The sequence below is a fragment of the Mycobacterium sp. E796 genome, assembly GCF_001672815.1.
GTDB lineage: Bacteria > Actinomycetota > Actinomycetes > Mycobacteriales > Mycobacteriaceae > Mycobacterium.
The window spans coordinates 1-15,925 of the sequence record NZ_LZKK01000257.1 but is presented as its reverse complement, the minus strand read 5'-3'; the positions used below and the strand labels follow the sequence as shown (position 1 = coordinate 15,925).

General features: G+C 66.8%; 15 protein-coding genes. 14 read left to right on the top strand and 1 reads right to left on the bottom strand.

All coding sequences use genetic code 11. The annotated features are described in order from the left end of the window. Nucleotides 1–23 precede the first annotated feature (23 nt). Complete coding sequence (locus A5706_RS34430) at nucleotides 24–203, top strand: hypothetical protein (RefSeq protein ID WP_068133882.1); 180 nt, start codon at nucleotides 24–26, stop codon at nucleotides 201–203. A gap of 400 nt (nucleotides 204–603) precedes the next feature. Here the strand turns inward: A5706_RS34430 and A5706_RS34425 are convergent, their stop codons facing one another. Beyond that, nucleotides 604–960 carry a hypothetical protein gene (locus A5706_RS34425; protein ID WP_082964498.1) on the bottom strand — a complete coding sequence of 119 codons (357 nt, stop codon included), beginning with the start codon at nucleotides 958–960 and terminating at the stop codon, nucleotides 604–606. On the opposite strand from A5706_RS34425, the gene A5706_RS34420 reads away from it, so the two are divergent. The 13 genes from A5706_RS34420 to eccD all read left to right on the top strand — a co-directional run bounded on the left by A5706_RS34420 (nucleotide 875) and on the right by eccD (nucleotide 15,764). After that, nucleotides 875–1,471, top strand: a complete 597-nt coding sequence (locus tag A5706_RS34420) for a DUF5631 domain-containing protein (protein ID WP_231985361.1) — start codon at nucleotides 875–877, stop codon at nucleotides 1,469–1,471. The genes A5706_RS34425 and A5706_RS34420 overlap by 86 nt on opposite strands. A gap of 87 nt (nucleotides 1,472–1,558) precedes the next feature. After that, a complete protein-coding gene (locus A5706_RS19415; protein WP_068133874.1) occupies nucleotides 1,559–2,476 on the top strand; it encodes a hypothetical protein in 918 nt (305 codons plus the stop codon). 252 nt (nucleotides 2,477–2,728) lie between these two features. After that, a complete protein-coding gene (locus tag A5706_RS19410; RefSeq protein ID WP_369831910.1) occupies nucleotides 2,729–3,064 on the top strand; it encodes a DUF2710 family protein in 336 nt (111 codons plus the stop codon). Nucleotides 3,065–3,071: 7 nt separating this feature from the next. Continuing rightward, nucleotides 3,072–3,878, top strand: coding sequence for a transglycosylase (locus tag A5706_RS19405; protein WP_082964496.1), 807 nt, complete (start codon nucleotides 3,072–3,074; stop codon nucleotides 3,876–3,878). Between the two features lie 3 nt (nucleotides 3,879–3,881). Next, on the top strand, nucleotides 3,882–5,366 hold the full coding sequence (gene eccB, locus A5706_RS19400; protein WP_068133872.1) for a type VII secretion protein EccB: 1,485 nt from the start codon (nucleotides 3,882–3,884) through the stop codon (nucleotides 5,364–5,366). A gap of 3 nt (nucleotides 5,367–5,369) precedes the next feature. Beyond that, nucleotides 5,370–9,572: a type VII secretion protein EccCa gene (gene eccCa, locus A5706_RS19395; protein ID WP_068133869.1), complete on the top strand. Its 4,203-nt coding sequence runs from the start codon at nucleotides 5,370–5,372 to the stop codon at nucleotides 9,570–9,572. A 302-nt stretch (nucleotides 9,573–9,874) separates the two neighbouring features. Further along, entirely contained in the window at nucleotides 9,875–10,174 is a 300-nt protein-coding gene (locus A5706_RS19390) for a PE domain-containing protein (protein WP_068109327.1), read from the top strand. 9 nt (nucleotides 10,175–10,183) lie between these two features. Beyond that, entirely contained in the window at nucleotides 10,184–11,380 is a 1,197-nt protein-coding gene (locus tag A5706_RS19385) for a PPE family protein (RefSeq protein WP_068133866.1), read from the top strand. A gap of 117 nt (nucleotides 11,381–11,497) precedes the next feature. Continuing rightward, a complete protein-coding gene (locus tag A5706_RS19380) occupies nucleotides 11,498–11,824 on the top strand; it encodes a WXG100 family type VII secretion target (protein ID WP_142282202.1) in 327 nt (108 codons plus the stop codon). Between the two features lie 39 nt (nucleotides 11,825–11,863). Beyond that, entirely contained in the window at nucleotides 11,864–12,151 is a 288-nt protein-coding gene (locus tag A5706_RS19375) for a WXG100 family type VII secretion target (protein WP_068109320.1), read from the top strand. Between the two features lie 105 nt (nucleotides 12,152–12,256). Further along, nucleotides 12,257–13,087 carry an ESX secretion-associated protein EspG gene (locus tag A5706_RS19370; RefSeq protein WP_068133863.1) on the top strand — a complete coding sequence of 277 codons (831 nt, stop codon included), beginning with the start codon at nucleotides 12,257–12,259 and terminating at the stop codon, nucleotides 13,085–13,087. A 122-nt stretch (nucleotides 13,088–13,209) separates the two neighbouring features. Continuing rightward, complete coding sequence (locus A5706_RS19365) at nucleotides 13,210–14,238, top strand: MinD/ParA family protein (RefSeq protein WP_156766702.1); 1,029 nt, start codon at nucleotides 13,210–13,212, stop codon at nucleotides 14,236–14,238. Continuing rightward, nucleotides 14,235–15,764 (top strand): type VII secretion integral membrane protein EccD, encoded by a 1,530-nt coding sequence (gene eccD, locus A5706_RS19360; protein ID WP_082964495.1) that lies wholly within the window; start codon nucleotides 14,235–14,237, stop codon nucleotides 15,762–15,764. Before A5706_RS19365 ends, eccD begins: the two co-directional genes overlap by 4 nt. Nucleotides 15,765–15,925 lie beyond the last annotated feature (161 nt).

Here is a 15,925-nt window from a genome sequence, read left to right as displayed (position 1 = left end):
TGGAGTCAGCAATCGCGTAATGGGTGGCGGTCCCGGCCCGCCCGGTGCTGGTGGCGGAGTGCACGGCGGTAGTGGAGGAGTGGGTGCCGGCGCCCCTGGCCCGCCTGGTGCTGGTGGCGGTAGCCATGGAGCCGATCTTTCGAGCATCCCAAATAGTGGCCCTGGAGTTGGTGGTGGGCATATCCCGAGTGCTCCTGCAGTGACCTCGCCCGTACCTGGAGGGTCCGGACTCTCTCCGGCCGCCAGCCTCGGTGGGCTCTCACCGAACCAGCTCGGGCAATCGTTCGCCCAAGGAATGATGACCGGTCAACCCGCGGCAGCAGGCGCCCACGACTTGTCGCAAGGTTTGATGAACGCGACGGGGGCGTCGGCGGCGCAACCGGCCCAGGCGCCGGTCGTGCCGCCGGTAGCTCCAACAATTGCGGCGGGCGGCATCGAATCGGCTGCGGTGGACCATGGTTCGGGCACATCGGCCGCCACTGCCGCCAGCGCACCGCAGTCCCCGACCGGCGGCGCGGTACCGGTCGCCGCACCGATGCCAGTTTCGGCACCGGCGGCTCCTGTAACGGGAGCCCCGGCAGTCGCAGCTGGGCCGTTGCCCGCCTACGGCTCCGATCTGCGCCCCCCTGTTGTGACCCCACCGACGATGTCGGCGCCCACCACGCCGGTTTCCGGAGCACCCGTCGCGCCCTCGCCATCGACGTCGCCTTCGGCGGGCAGCCCGTTGATGTCGACGGTCCAGCGGAGCGCCGCCGCGCAGGCCGCGGGCAGTGTGGCGACGCCGGCGGGCGCGTCGGCGTTGTCGGCGGCAACTGGTGCCTTGGCTGGCGACGTATCGAGCCGGGCCGCCGAACAGCAGAGGCTGCAGCGCCTCGTGGACTCGGTGGCTCGGCAGGCCCCAGGTCTGTCTTGGGCCGTCGGCTTGCGAGACGACGGCACAACGCTTTTGGTCGGCAGCATTGGGTGCGGGTGGATCCCGCCGAACGTTAAAATCCCCGTCGGCGTGAATCGACTACTCGAGCCTGCGCTTCGCCGGTCCGACGCCGACGTGGTGGACCTGCTCGGCGCCGTCACCGCCGCGGCAGTGCATAAGGCCCACGGATTCATCACCAAGCCAGGACCGGATGACCCGCCCCTCACCGGTGATCGGGTGGCGCGCGCCGGACCGGAAGTGGAAGAGCTGGGTCCAACGCTGGTTGAGGCCATTCGCCGCCGCGACGGATTGCCCCGAATCGCCCAGACCCTGGCGCAAGCCGCGACCCGGGGAACAGGAGTCACCGAGAACGAGGTCGACGCGTTGCAGCACGAGCAGCGTTCCGCGTATGACAAAGCGCTGGAAGATCTTCACGACGTGTCGCGCGCGGCCGACGGGATGCTCTTGGCAGCGGTACAGGCCCTTGTCGAAGGCCACGAATGGCTCGCGCACTACCACGTAGCGTGGTACCAGGCGATTTCGCCCAAGCTGGGGTGACTACCCTTCTACCGTCGGGGGATTTACCATGCGACTCACAACTACGCGGCTCGTGTGGCCGCGGTGTGAGGGGTTTGAGGTGCGACCATGAGCGGGGGCTTCAAGGTAAGTCCGGCGGACTTCGCCGGGATAGCCGGGGCGCCACAGTCGCCGCCGCCGATAATGCCGAATGGTCTTCCTCCGGGAGCCAGTACACCGGCTGACGGCGCCCAAGCCGGACTCGCGGCCGCCGGAAATCTCGGCGTAAGTGCGGACCAAGCGTCCAGCGTGCAAGGCGATCTGGATCGTCGTGCCCATGCACTCGACGCCGCGAAGAAGTTTCCGGAGAACGAGGCCCAATCCTCGCAGCAGTTCCAGCAGTTAGCCCAAATGATCCCTCAGATGGCCTCCGGAATCGCGGGTTCGCTCACCGGCGCGCTGGGCGGCGTCATGGGGCCGCTCACGCAGCTTCCACAACAGGCGATGCAGGCCGCCCAGAGCGCGATTCAGCCGCTGATGGGGGCGGCAAAGGGCGGCGAGGCTGCGGCGGCGCTGACCGATATGTCCGCGGAAGAGCCCGGTTTCGGTGGCGCTGGTGGCGGCGACGCCGGGCTTGGCGGCGGCGGTGGGGGAGTCGGCGCAGGCGGTGGCACTACCCCGACCGGATTCATGGGTCCGCCACCCGTGCCGTCGTCGTCGCCTCCGACCACACCCGCGGCGGCGTCGGCCAAGCCGGTCGCGGTGACGCAGACCGGTGGCATGACGCCGCAGGCCGGTCCGATGGGCATGACCGGCATGCCGATGATGCCCGGCGCCATGGGAGCGGGCGGGGATGGAAGCAAGGACAAGCCCGCGGAAAAGCGCGTGACCGTGCCGGGGATTCCCAACGGTCAGCCGGTCAAGGGTCGCTTGACAGTCCCGCCGAGTGTTCCCGTCACGAAGTCCGCTGACGGCAAACCGCCCGTCGTTGCCAAGCCGAACCGGCGGATTGTGATTGTTCCGACCGACGAAGAGCCGCAGGAATAGCGCTCGGCCCGCACCGAACATTGAAAACGCTAATTCTCGGCGCTGAATTGCATTCCCAAACCAAATGCCTCGACGCGATCGCGGCCACTAATACCACCCTCAAGATTGAGTGGTCGCACCTCGCGACCGGCAGTAATGTCATGATCGTGCGGCCATTATCATTCGCGGTGGCAGCGACACACGGCACGGGGACAGGTGTGCATCGGGGCGGGCAAACCAAGGCCGACTCGTGGGCCACAGGTTATCGGAGTTGTGGCTGAGGTGTCCGGTACGGATGAGGGGCGCCCGAACGCGGCGGCGGATAAGGCATTGGTCGACCAGGTCCTGGCGGACCTAAAGGCGAATTTCGAGAAGTGGGAAGCGGTTCTGGCCGCCCAGGAGTCGGTGACATTTACGGCCGACGTTGGTGACGTATATGCGGTGTGCAATTCAGACGGGCGGCTGACGGGGCTGTCGTTGGCGCCTCACGTGGTGACGTCATACTCGTGTCGGGAGTTGATGGACCGACTCAATATGGTTTTTGAGGCATTGCGCGAAGAGGCGCAGGCCGATTTCGATCGGAATTACGGTGGGGGAATCGTTGAATGATCCTGCGATGACGCGCGCAGTGGCCGCCTTGTCCCGGGGCCACAGCCTCTTCGCCGGCGACGGTACCGGTCGCGGCGTCGGTGATACGCCCGCCCGCCTGCACGCCTACACCAATGGGATGACGACGGCCCGATCGGCCACCTCGGCGGCAAGGCTGCGCCAGCTGGCCGAGACGGATCGGTCGCTGGACGCGATCCTGGCGACGGCTCACGCCGACCGCGTCCACGCAAGGACCGCGACCGGACTGAACATGCGCGCGGCGATGGCCGACGCAGTGCCGGCGGCCGATACGCCGCTTGGCCGCCGCGAGGCGATGGCTCGGATGGCCGGACGGTTGCGCAACCAGCACGGGCACATCGTGCGGGCACGGGCGCGGGCGCGGATGTTGGCACTGCGACTGCGGCACCTGCGATACAGCCCCGGCCACGCCGGCAGCGGCCGCGCCGCTGTCCTGACAGCCATCCGTAAAGCCCTGGACATCAAGGGCATTCACGATCCGATGGCCCGCGCCCGCTGGGAACGCGGCATGGATCTGGTGGCTCGCCGTGAGTCGAACTACGACGCCTACGCCGAAAACGACTGGGACTCCAATGCCGCGAGGGGCACGCCCAGCAAGGGCGCGTGGCAGTTCATCGCCCCGACCTTCGCCGCCTATCACCAGCGCGGCACGTCGGCCAACATTCATGACCTGGTAGCGCAGGCCTGCGCCTTCATCAACTACGCGCAACGCCGTTACGGCGTCGCCGTCGACGCGTCGGATCTGTCCGAGCGGATCCAGCAGGCCGATCCCCGCCGCGGACCGAGGGGCTACTGAGCAATGCCGCTGAGTTTATCCAACCGCGACCAGAATTCGGGTCACCTGTTCTACAACCGCCGACTGCGGGCGGCGACCACCCGATTCTCGGTGCGGATGAAGCACGACGACCGCAAGCAGACGGCGGCCCTGGTGTTGTCGGTCGTGCTGGTGGCCATCGCTTCGGGCTGGATGGTCCTGCTCAACGTGATCAAACCCAGTGGGGTGGTGGGGGATTCGGCGATTATCGGCGACCGCGAATCCGGGGCGATCTACGCGCGAATCGAAGGCCGGCTGTATCCGGCGCTCAATTTGACCTCGGCGCGGCTGGCGACGGGCACCGCCGGGCAGCCGACATGGGTGAAGCCGGCCGAGATCGCCAAGTATCCAACCGGCCCACTGGTCGGCATACCGGGCGCGCCGGCGGCCATGCATGTGAACCGGGGCGCGTCATCCGCGTGGGCGGTGTGCGATACGGCGGGCCGGCCGCGCACCGCGGACAAGCCGGTCGTGACCTCGATCGCGGGACAGCTCATCGGCGGTCGCGCCGCCCCGATGGCCAAAGACGCGGGGCTGCTGGCGACGTTTCAAGGCGCCACGTATGTGGTCTGGGGCGGCAAGCGCTCGCAGATCGACCCCTCCGACAGGGCAGTCACACTGAGCCTGGGGCTGGACCCGGGAGTCACTGTGCCGGTGGAGATCTCGCGCGCGCTCTTCGACGGGATGCCGGCGACGGAGCCGCTTCGCGTACCGAAGATCTCTGAGGCCGGAACCCCGTCGAAATGGCTGCCCGGCTCGCAGGTCGGGGCGGTCCTGCAGGCCCAAACCGCCGGTGGCGGCAGCCAGTTCTACGTCTTGCTCACCGACGGGGTGCAAAAGATCAGCGGCTTCGTGGCCGATCTGCTCCGCAGCGCGAACTCCTATGGATCGGCGTCGCCGCGGACGGTCACCCCGGACGTGCTCGTCAACATTCCCGAAGTGAATTCACTGACGGTGGATTACTACCCGACGGGGCACCTGAATTTCATTGACTCCGCGGCGAATCCGACCACCTGCGTCGGGTGGGAGAAGGCGTCGACCGATCCGCAGGCCCGGGTCGCCATCTACAACGGGCGCGGGCTTCCAGTGCCCTCGTCGATGGACGACCGGATCGTGCGCCTGGTCCGTGACGACCGCGACCCGACATCCGTCGTGGCCAATCAGGTGCTGGTGCTGCCGGGAGCGGCCAACTTCGTGACGTCGACGAGCGGCGTGATCACCAGCGACTCAAGGGAATCGCTGTTCTGGGTGGCCGACAACGGCGTGCGGTTCGGCATCGCCTCCGACGATTCGACCCTGCGCGCACTGGGCCTGGATCCCAGGATGGCAGTGCAGGCGCCGTGGCCGTTGCTGCGGACCTTTGCCGCCGGCCCCGCGTTATCGCAACAGGCGGCGTTGGTGGCGCGCGACACGGTGCCGGCGACGGGTCAGGCGACCGTGGTGACGACATCGGCAAGGGCGGGAGGCTAGAAGGTGTCGAAGAGAGCGTTTCCCATCAATCGTGTCAAGATCCAGCCGCCGAAACCCGTTCGGGTGGCGCCGAATGCGCCGATAGCTCTGCCCGAACGCGAACCGCGCAACATCTGGGTGATGATCGGCGTGCCGGCGCTGATCGTCGCGCTGATCGGCACGATCGTCATGCTCTACGTCTCGGGGGTGCGTAGCTTGTCGACCGGGTTCTTCCCGTTGATGGGCATCGGCGCGTTCAGCATGCTGGCGTTTTCGGGCAGGCTCGGACGCGCGCGCAAAATCACCTGGGGAGAACTGGAAAAGGGCCGCCGCCGCTACCTGCGCGACCTCGACAGCAACCGCGACGAGATCCAGACCGCGGTATGCGCGCAGCGCCACTGGCAGCAATCGGTGCATTCGGCCCCCCGCGGGCTGGGAGCCATCATCGGCGGTCCACGGATGTGGGAGCGCGGTCGCGGCGACGTTGACTTCCTGGAGGTCCGACTGGGCACCGGTGTGCAGCACGCCCCGGATTCGGTGTTGTCGGTGACGTGGCCCGACATTGCCTCCGACGAGGAACTGGAGCCGGTCACCGGGCAGGCTCTGCGCGATTTCATCTTGGAACAACGCAAGATCCGCGACATCGCCAAGGTGGTTAACCTGCGATCAGCTCCGGGCTTCAGCTTCGTCGGTGAGGATTTGAACCGCGTGCGGTCGCTGATGCGCTCGGTGCTGTGCTCGCTGGCGGTGTTCCACAACCCGCGCGACGTCAAGCTGATGGTGGTCACCCGCAACCCGGAGTTGTGGTCGTGGATGGTGTGGTTACCGCACAACCTGCACGACGAGCTGTTCGACGCCTGCGGGTGGCGCCGCCTGGTCTTCGCGACACCCGAGGAGCTGGAGGCGGCACTGGGCGCCGAGCTGCACATGAAGGGGAGGCGCGGCCAATGGACGCCGCTGGCGGCGGCCAGTCCAACCACCCTCGGCTCCACCCTGGAGACGGGCCAACCCGACGCCGGGTCCGACCTCGGCCCGCATTGGGTGATCGTGGACGACAACACCGGCAGCCCGGAGGCATGGGAGAGTGTTGTCGGCCAAGTCGGCAAGGCCGGAATCACGGTGCTGCGCATTGCTTCTCGGCCCGGCATCGGGGTTGGGTTCGACCGCGATCAGCTCTACGAGATGAGTGAACGGCACACCGCGGTCGTCGACACCGCTGCCAAGGCCCGCCGCAACGGCGACGGCGTCGAGGACGACGACGGCCGCCCGGCGCCGCTCCTGCGCACCGGCGGCAAGTTCTTCGCCCACGCCGACCAGCTGTCGATCCCGCGGGCCTACCGGTATGCGCGTTCGATGGCCCGGTGGTCACCGACGAGCAGCGCCGAGATCGCCGATTCGACCAGCGGCGCTGCCGAACTCCTGCGAGCGCTGGGAATCAGCGACCCGCGCGAGTTGGATGTCGACCGGCTGTGGGCCGAGCGACGTGGCCGCGGCGACGAGCGGTGGTGCGAGATCCCGGTTGGCGCCAAGCCCAATGGCGAGTTGCAGAACGTGATCATCCGCGCAAAAGACTTCGGCGGCTTCGGTTTTCACTCGGTGGTCATCGGCACCAGCGGCTCGGGGAAATCGGAATTCTTTCTGTCATTGGTGTACGGCATCGCGCTCACGCACTCACCCGAGACGTTCAATGTCATCTTCGTCGACATGAAGTTCGAGTCGGCGGCCCAGGACATCCTGGGAATCCCCCACGTGGTCGCCGCGCTGTCGAACCTCGGCAAGGACGAACGGCACCTGGCTGAGCGGATGCGCCGGGTCATCGACGGTGAAATCAAGCAAAGGTACGAGCTTTTCACCTCGGTTGGCGCGCGAGACGCCAACGACTACGAGGAAATCCGGTTGGCTGGACGCGACCTGCCGCCGGTGCCGGTGTTGCTGGTCATCGTCGACGAATACCTCGAGCTGTTCGCCAACCACGATAAGTGGATCAACCTGATCATCCACATCGGCCAGGAAGGCCGGGGAGCCAACGTCTTCTTCATGCTGGGCGGTCAACGGCTGGACCTGTCGTCACTACAGAAGGTCAAGTCCAACATCGCATTTCGCATCGCGCTGCGCGCGGAATCCGGCGACGACAGCCGCGAGGTGATCGGCACCGACGCCGCCTACCACCTGCCCTCGAAGGAAAACGGCTTTGCGCTGCTCAAGGTCGGTCCCCGCGACCTGGAGCCGTTCCGCTGCTTCTACCTGTCCGCGCCGTTCATCGTGCCCAAGAAGAGCCAGGTGGTCCGGACCGTCGACATGACCCTGACGCAGCCCCGGCTCTACAACTGGCAGTATCAGCCGTTGGATGAGGCAGACGCCGCGGCGCTGGAGGCCGCTTCGGCCGCCGACGAGGAACCCGACGAATTCCTGTTGCACGAGGATGGTTTCAAGAAGAAGAAGATCGTGGACGTGCTTCGGGAGTCGCTGCAGACGGTGCCGCACCGGGCGCCGCGCCGCCCCTGGCTGGAGCCGCTGGAGCACCCCGAACCCGTCGACGCCCTGGTGTCGGGCTGGCGCGGCAAACCCTGGCATGTCGACTACGGTCAAAACCCCGGGCTGGTCTTCCCGGTGGGCATCATGGACATCCCCGAAGAGTCCAAGCAGGTGGTGTACTCCGTTGACGCGTTGCGCAGCAACATCATCGTGGTGGGGGCCAAGCAGCGCGGCAAGACGACCACGATGATGACGCTGATGTGCTCGGCGGCAATGATGTACACGCCGTCGCGGGTGACGTTCTTCTGCGTCGGCGGGGCGACCATGGCCCAGATCGGGTCGCTGCCGCATATCGCCGACATCGTCTCGCCCAGGGACACCGAGGGCATCGAGCGCATCCTGAGCAGCATGGACGCGCTCATCGACGCCCGCGAGGACGCATTCCGGCGCGCCAACATCGACCTCGACGGGTTCCGCGAGCGACGGTTCGGGCCGGGCAGCGACGGACTGGGCGGGACCGACCCGAATGACCCGTTCGGCGATGTCTTCGTGGTGGTCGACGACTACGACGACCTCTACACCAAAGACATGGTCTTGGGCGATCGGATCATCTCGTTGAGCAGCCGCGGTCCCGAATACGGGGTGCACGTGATGTGCAGCGCGGGAGGCTGGATTCACGGGCAGCGGCAGAAGTTGCTGCAGAACGCCACGGCGCGAATCCAGTTGCGGCTGGCCGAGCCGGGCGAGAGTCAAATGGGCCACTCGGCGATCGAGTCGCGCGAAGCGGCCCGTCGGACGTTGAACCGCCCCGGCTTTGGCCTCACGGACTCGTTGCACGAATTGTTGGTCGGTCTTCCCATGGCGGTCGATCCGGCAACCCGCACCGTGGTGGACACCCCCGACGTCGGCGCGCGCGTTGCCGAGGTCGCCGGAGTCACGAAGCACGCGGTCCTGCAGCGGCTGCCGGACCGCGTTGAGCTGAGTGCGATTCTGGCGGCCCATGCCGGTGCCGACGATCTGTCGATCGCGTTCGCCATCGGCGAGCGCCACCAGTTGGGTCCCGTTCCCCTCCGGCTGTCGGAGAGCCCGGGCTTGATGATTCTGGGCAGGCAAGGTTGCGGCAAGAGCACCTCGCTGGTCGCCATCGGCGAGGCGGTGATGAGCCGGTTCAGCCCGGAAGAGGCCCAACTGACGCTGATCGACCCCAAAGCCGCCCCGCACGGCTTACGGGATCTGCACGCCCCCGGTTATGTGCGCGCCTACGCCTACGACCAGGACGAGATCGACCGAGTCCTAACCGAATTGGCGCAGGAGGTGCTGCTCCCGCGGCTTCCTCCCAAGGGCCTGAGCCAGGAGGAGCTGCGGGCGCTCAAGCCGTGGGAGGGAACCCGGCATTTCGTGCTCATCGACGACGTCCAAGACCTTCGGCCGGCGCAGACGCAGAGCTACCCGGCGACGCCGCCGGTGGGCGCGGCGCTGTGGATGCTGATGGAACGTGCCCGGCAGATCGGCCTGCACGTGTTCACAACCCGTAACAGCACCAACTGGGCGACGCTGCAGATGGACCCGTGGTCGAGGTATCAGACGTCGGCGAAGGTCGCGCAGCTTTATATGGACAACGATCCGCAGAACAAGATCAATCGCCTTGTTCGTGCTCAGATGTTGCCGCCGGGGCGCGGATTATTGGTCAGCGACGAAGCCGACGTCGAGGGGATTTTGGTTGGGTTGCCGTCAATTGCCGCCACGCAATAGCGTTTGCTGGCGACGATGCATTAATTGCAAAAGCCGGCCGCCGCTGAAAACGGCGATTTCAGTTGCGCCACACACTGTCCGCGGCCGAGTGACTGACGGTACAGGAGTGGTTATCGCGCCCATTGCGCCGCAAGTGGCAATAATTCGACGCAAGTGTAATTGGGTCGAACATGCTGGTGAGACGCAATTTGTTTCGGGCGGGGATACGAAGATAATGCTTTGAATACGCGATTGTTCGGCAGCTACTAGACTGGCCGATCATTCGCAGATCATGCGACGGCGGGAACGCTCGGAGGGAAATTATGTCGTGGACTGTGCAGCCCGAGGCTGTTTTGGCGTCAGCCGGGGCGGAATCGGCGATCAGCGCAGAAGTCGAATCAGCGGCGGCGGCTGCCGCGCCCGCGCTATTGGGCACCTTGCCGATGGGCAATGACCCCGACTCGGCTCTGTTCGCCACAGCGTTGAACGCGTGCGGGGGCGCCTACTTGGGCGTGGTTCAGGAGCACTCGCTGCAGCGCGGATTGTTCGCCGGAACGCAGAGCATCTCGGCATGCGTCTACACCGCCACCGAGGCGGCGCGCGCCTTGACGCTCGGCCTGTAAGCGGCGCATATGCCTGATCCGGGGTGGGCGGCGCGTCCACCCGAAGTGAATGATCTCCTGCTCAAGCTGGGGACAGGGGTGGCCACGATGTTGGCCAACGGGTCGGCTTGGACCGCCGTGGGCGCCAGTCACCATGCCTCTGGTGTTGCGTCGGCGATCAACACCGCCGTGACCTCAGCAAGCTGGGTGGGAGCCGGATCGGTGGGCTCGGCCGCGAGCGTCACGGCGCTGAACGCGTCGCTGCACGGATTGGCCGGCTGGGTCGATGTGAAGCCGGGAATCGTCTCGGCGGCCGTCTCGGCTTACGAGACCGCCAACGCCGCGATGCGCCCGGAGCCCGAGTGCACCGCGAACCGTGTCGAATGTGCCACCGACTACCACATCAACCCGCTCGTGTTCGGGGCGCTCACGCCGCGCATCGGCTCGCTGGAGTTCGAGTACTACGGGGTGATGTGGCCGAACAACTCCGCCACCGGCGCCAGCTATGGCGCCATCCTCGCGGGGTTGGCCGAAAGCCTGGCCATCCCACCGCCGTTGGCCACCATGGGCGCCTCGCCGGCCGCCCCGGCCGAGGCGGCCTCGGCGATCGGCCAGGCCGCCGCCGACACCGCCGCCGGCGATGGAATGCGTTCCGCCTTGCAGGGCGCGCAGTCCGGCACGACGGGCGCCGGTCAGGCCGCATCGAGTGGCCAGGACGTGGGCAGCCAGGTCGGCACCTTCATGCAACCGCTGCAGTCGATGATGGGCGCGGTCCCGCAGGCGCTGCAGGCGCCGTCGCAGCTGATGCAGGCGCCGATGAGTGCGATGCAGCCGCTGCAGTCGATGATGGGCATGTTCGCCAACCCCGGCGCACTGGGCGCGGGTGCTGCGACACCCGCCTCGGCTGTCAGCGCGGTGTCCGCCGCGCCAAGCGCAGCTGTGGGCGCCGGTGGCGGAGGGGCATCGCTCGGCGGCTCGGGCGTGCCGGCGACGACTTTCACCCGGCCGGTCAGCGCGTTTGAGCCCGGCAGCGGCGGTCGCCCGGTGGGGCTGCGTCCGAGCGGGGCGTTGGGCGCCGAATCGCTGCGGCCCCCGACGACGACAACGACGACGGGTGGCACGGGTGTCGGCGGCATGCCGGTGGGCCACGCGGCGGGCGGCCACGGCGGGTCGCAGAAGAAGTCCGAGCAGCCGTCCACTGTGCGCGTCGTCGACGAAGCCGTCTGAAAACGGCCTGCTCAGCGGGTGAATCGACACATCTGAATAGCGCCCATACACTTCGACCCATGCCCCCGGGGTCAAAAAGGGGATTCAAAAGGGGACACGCCAAACCGGATAAGGAGTATCGCAGTGACAATCAAGGTGACACCGCAATTGCTGCGCAGCACCAGCCACGACATCCAAGCGAATATGGAGCAGGCGATCGCTATCGCCCAGGGCTACCTGGCTAATCAAGAAAACGTGATGAACCCGGCAACCTGGTCGGGCGCGGGTGTCGTCGCCTCCCACATGACCGCCGCCGAGGTCTCGAACGACCTGAACAAGGTACTGATGGGTGGCACTCGCCTGGCCGAGGGCCTCACTCAGGCCGCGGCATTGATGGAAGGCCATGAGGCCGACTCCCAGGCGGCCTTCCAATCCTTGTTCGGCGGCGCCGCCCACAACGCGTAGTAATTCCAGGCTTATTCAGATTTCGAAAGGAACTTCATCATGGACGACATGATCACCTATAACCCCGGCCCCGTCGCAGACTTCGCGACGGACACTGGTTCTCGCGCCGGCCAACTCCACGCAATTCATGAAGACGTTGCGAACAAGACCAATGCACTGCAGGAATATTTCGCCGGCCACGGCGCGACGGGCTTTTTCGACGCCCAATACCAAATGCTGTCCGGGCTGCAGGGGCTGATCGACACGGTGCGCCAGCACGGTCAGACGACCAATCACGTGCTCGACGCGGCGCTCAGCACCGACCAGCAAATCCACGGTCTGTTCTGAAATCCCTTGCCCAGCGGGACCGTTCGTGCCGCTGAGCGGCGACCGAGGCGGGGCACCGACACCCCATGTGCCCTGCCTTCGGCGACCGGGTGAGGTGAATGTGGCTTGCTGACAACGACACTCGACGGCCTGTGGGTGTTGCAGGCGGTGACCGGGGTCGAGCAGCTGTGCCCCGAGCTGGGCCTCCGGCCGCTGCTGCCCCGGCTGGAGACCCCGGAGATGGCGCTGCGTCACCCGGTCGTCGCCGAACTCAAAGCATGCGGAGCCCTCGACGAGACCGGCAATGCCGACCCGATGATCCGCGAATGGATGACCGTACTGTTGCGGCGCGACCTCGGGTTGCTGGTGTTGATCAACGTGCCCGGGCGCGAGCCGACGCGCGCGGCGATCTGCCGGTTCGCCAGTTGGTGGGTGGTGCTGGAACGCCATGGTGAGCTGGTACGGCTGTATCCGGCCGGCACCGCCAGCGAGGCGGCCACGGCCACCGAGCTGGTGGTGGGTCAGATCGAACGGCTTTGCGGGGTCGCCGAAGCGGCGCCACTGCGGCCGGTGACCCTCGATACTGCGGAGTTACTGGAGTCGGTGCATGACGCCGCCAGCCTGAAATCGTTTCTGCTCAAGCAGCATTTGGATGTCGACCAGCTGCACATCCTCACCATGGCGGCCGATCGGGAACGTTCGGCGCACGCGGCCATCGTCGCGGTGCAGGCCGGCGTGGGACCGGAACAAACGGCCCGCTTCGCGATCGCGGACTCGTCGGTCGCGATCATGGACACCATGGCCGGCCGGGTGTGCGTGGAAAGCGTGCTGTCGGGCGGACGCCGATACCAGGTTCTGTCGCCGGGGTCGCGGAGCGACATCGGCGCGGCCGTGCAGCGGCTCATCCAAAGCCTGCCCGCCGGCGAGGAGTGGTACTCCTACCGGCGCGTGGTCTGACAACGCCGCAAAAGACGCGTTACAACCAATCATCGGAATGGCAAACCCGGCACGCTTGTAATGCACTTCGCGGGCTTGATCGCGGAAACGGGCTATCCCAAATCATGTTAGAGTTGGCGGTCGTGACGACCTCTTGGAATGACCCCAATATGTACGACGAAGAGAGGCTTGGGCGGGGGGAACCGCCAGCGGCGCGCCACCGGGATTCGGTATCGGACACAATGCGTATTACCGATTTAGCCGCACCCCGAAAAATACCGCCGGGCTCCGGTTGGCGAAAATTCATTTACAACATTTCTTTCCGCAATATAAACCTCGGGGAATCACCGAGGGAGCGGCATTATCGCGAATTAAAGGAGCGCATCCGGCGGCATATTCGGCGGCAGTTCGTCATCACGCTGGTCTCGGGCAAGGGCGGGGTAGGGGTGTCGACCTTGGCCGCGTGCATTGGTGGCGTCTTCCGCGAGTGCCGTCCGACGAACGTGATCGCGATCGATGCGGTTCCCGGTTTCGGAACCCTGGCGGACCGCATCGACGAGTCGCCGCCCGGCGACTACACCGCCATCATCAACGACACCGACGTCCAGGGCTACGCGGACATCCGCGAACACCTCGGGCAAAACGCGGTCGGGCTCGACGTGCTGGCCGGCAACCGGACGTCCGACCAGCCCCGGCCGCTGGTGCCGGCGATGTTCGCCGGGGTGCTGGCGCGGTTGCGGCGCACCCACAACGTCATGGTGGTCGACACCGCCCCGGACCTGGAACACCCGGTCATGAAGACCGTCCTGGACAACACCGACACCCTGGTGTTCGTATCCGGAATCACCGCGGACCGCTCCCGGCCGGTGTTGCGCGCCATCGACTTCCTCAGCGCGCAGGGCTATCACGAGCTGGTCTCGCACAGCACCGTGATCATCAACCACACCGACAGCGCCGTCGACAAGGACGCCTTGGCCTACTTGACCGAGCGGTTCACCAAGGTCGGCGCGACCGTGGAAGTGATGCCGTTCGATCCCCATCTGGCGAAGGGCGGCATCATCGACACGGTCCACGAGTTGAAGAAGAAGTCGCGGTTGCGGCTCTTCGAGATCACCGCCGCGCTGGCCGACAAGTACGTGCCCGATGCCGGTGCCGAGAGGGCCCAGCAGTGACCTCGCCCCACAAGGTCGCCTTCCCGGCGCGGTGTGCGGTCAACATCTCCTACGACAGGCACCTGTGCTCCCAGGTCTTCCCCGCGGGGACGCCGGTGGAGGGCTTCTTCGAGGGCATGGTCGAACTGCTCAGCGACGACCTGAAACGCAAGGGCTTCGACGGGGTCGCGTTGCCGCCGGGCAGCTACGAGCTGCACAAGGTCAACGGCGTGCGCCTGGACATCAACAAGAGCCTCGACGAGCTCGGCGTCCAAGACGGCGACACGCTGGTGCTGGTGCCCCGGGTCGACGGGGAATCCTTTGAGCCGCAGTACGAGTCGTTGTCGACGGCGCTGGCGGCGATGGGCAAGTGGCTGAGCCGCGACGGCGGGGACCGGATGTTCGCACCGGTGACCGCGTTGACGGCCGCCCATACGGCGATCGCGATCGCTGCCATGGCGGCCGGCGTCGTGGTCGGGTTGACCTTGCGGGAGCGCACCTTTACCGACGGCCTGGTCCCCGCGGCCGTCGCCGGCGGGGTCGGGGCGCTCCTCGCGGTCGCATCGGTCGTCGTATTTCGGGGATGGCCGGAGCGGCGCGATATGTTCAGCGGATTCGCTTGGCTCACGGTGCTTTTGGTCGCCGTGGCGGGCGCGTGCGCGCCGCCCGGGAGGCTCGGTGCGCCGCATGCGCTGATCGGGCTCGTGGTGGTGATCCTGGGCGCCATCGCGATCAGCGCCGCGACGCGCAAGCGCTGGCAGACCGCGGCGGCGACCGCGGTGGTGACGGTCTGCGGAATCGCGGCCGCCGTGGCCGCCGCCCGGATGTTTCGGCCGGTATCGGCGCAGGTGCTGGCGATCTGCGTGCTGTTCGGGCTGCTGGTGCTGGTACGGATGGCACCGACAATCGCGCTGTGGGTGGCAAGGGTGCGGCCGCCGCACTTCGGATCCATCACGGGCCGAGACCTATTCGCTCGCCGCGAGGGCATGCCCGTGGACACGGTGTCGCCGGTCAGCGGGAAGGAAACCGAGGACGAGGACGACGAACTCACCGACATCACCGCCCGCGGCGCCGCGATCGCCGCCTCGGCGCGGTTGGTCAACGCGATTCAGGTCGGCCTGTGCGTCGGGGTGTCGGTCGTGCTGCCCGTCGCGGTGTGGGGGGTGCTGACGCCGGGTCGCCGCTGGGCGTGGTTGGCGGTGCTGGTCGCCGGTCTCGTGGTGGGCATCTTCATCACCCAGGGCCGGGGATTCGCCGCCAAATACCAGGCCGTCGCGCTGGTGTGTGGCGCTTGCGCGGCGGTGTGCGCCGGTGTCGTCAAGTATGCGCTGGCCGGGCCCAGGGGTCTCGAAGCCGCCCTGGTCTGGCCGGCCGCGCTGGTGGTGGCATTCGCCGCATTAGGTTTGGCCGCAGCGCTTTTGGTGCCCGCGACACGGTTCAGGCCGTTGATCCGGTTGACCGTGGAGTGGCTCGAGGTACTGGCCATGATCGTGTTGCTGCCGGCCGCCGCGGCGCTGGGGGGGTTGTTCACTTGGCTTCGCCACTGAAACCGGTGTGCACCCGGGCCGCCGCGATCTTCGCAGCCCTGATCCTGGTCGCCATTACGGGTAATATTCCTGCGGCCCAGGCTATTTCACCACCCAAGGTGGATCCGGCCGCGGTGCCGCCGGACGGACCGCCGCGACCTGACCAACCGATGCGGCGCGGC

Excerpts from the sequence above, each read along its gene's own strand:
- A5706_RS19390 (WP_068109327.1), top strand. The coding sequence starts at position 9,875 with ATGTCGTGGACTGTGCAGCCCGAGGCTGTTTTGGCGTCAGCCGGGGCG.
- A5706_RS34425 (WP_082964498.1), bottom strand. The coding sequence starts at position 960 with ATGCTGCCGACCAAAAGCGTTGTGCCGTCGTCTCGCAAGCCGACGGCC.
- eccB (WP_068133872.1), top strand. The coding sequence starts at position 3,882 with ATGCCGCTGAGTTTATCCAACCGCGACCAGAATTCGGGTCACCTGTTC.
- A5706_RS19405 (WP_082964496.1), top strand. The coding sequence starts at position 3,072 with ATGACGCGCGCAGTGGCCGCCTTGTCCCGGGGCCACAGCCTCTTCGCC.
- A5706_RS19385 (WP_068133866.1), top strand. The coding sequence starts at position 10,184 with ATGCCTGATCCGGGGTGGGCGGCGCGTCCACCCGAAGTGAATGATCTC.
- A5706_RS19375 (WP_068109320.1), top strand. The coding sequence starts at position 11,864 with ATGGACGACATGATCACCTATAACCCCGGCCCCGTCGCAGACTTCGCG.
- A5706_RS19415 (WP_068133874.1), top strand. The coding sequence starts at position 1,559 with ATGAGCGGGGGCTTCAAGGTAAGTCCGGCGGACTTCGCCGGGATAGCC.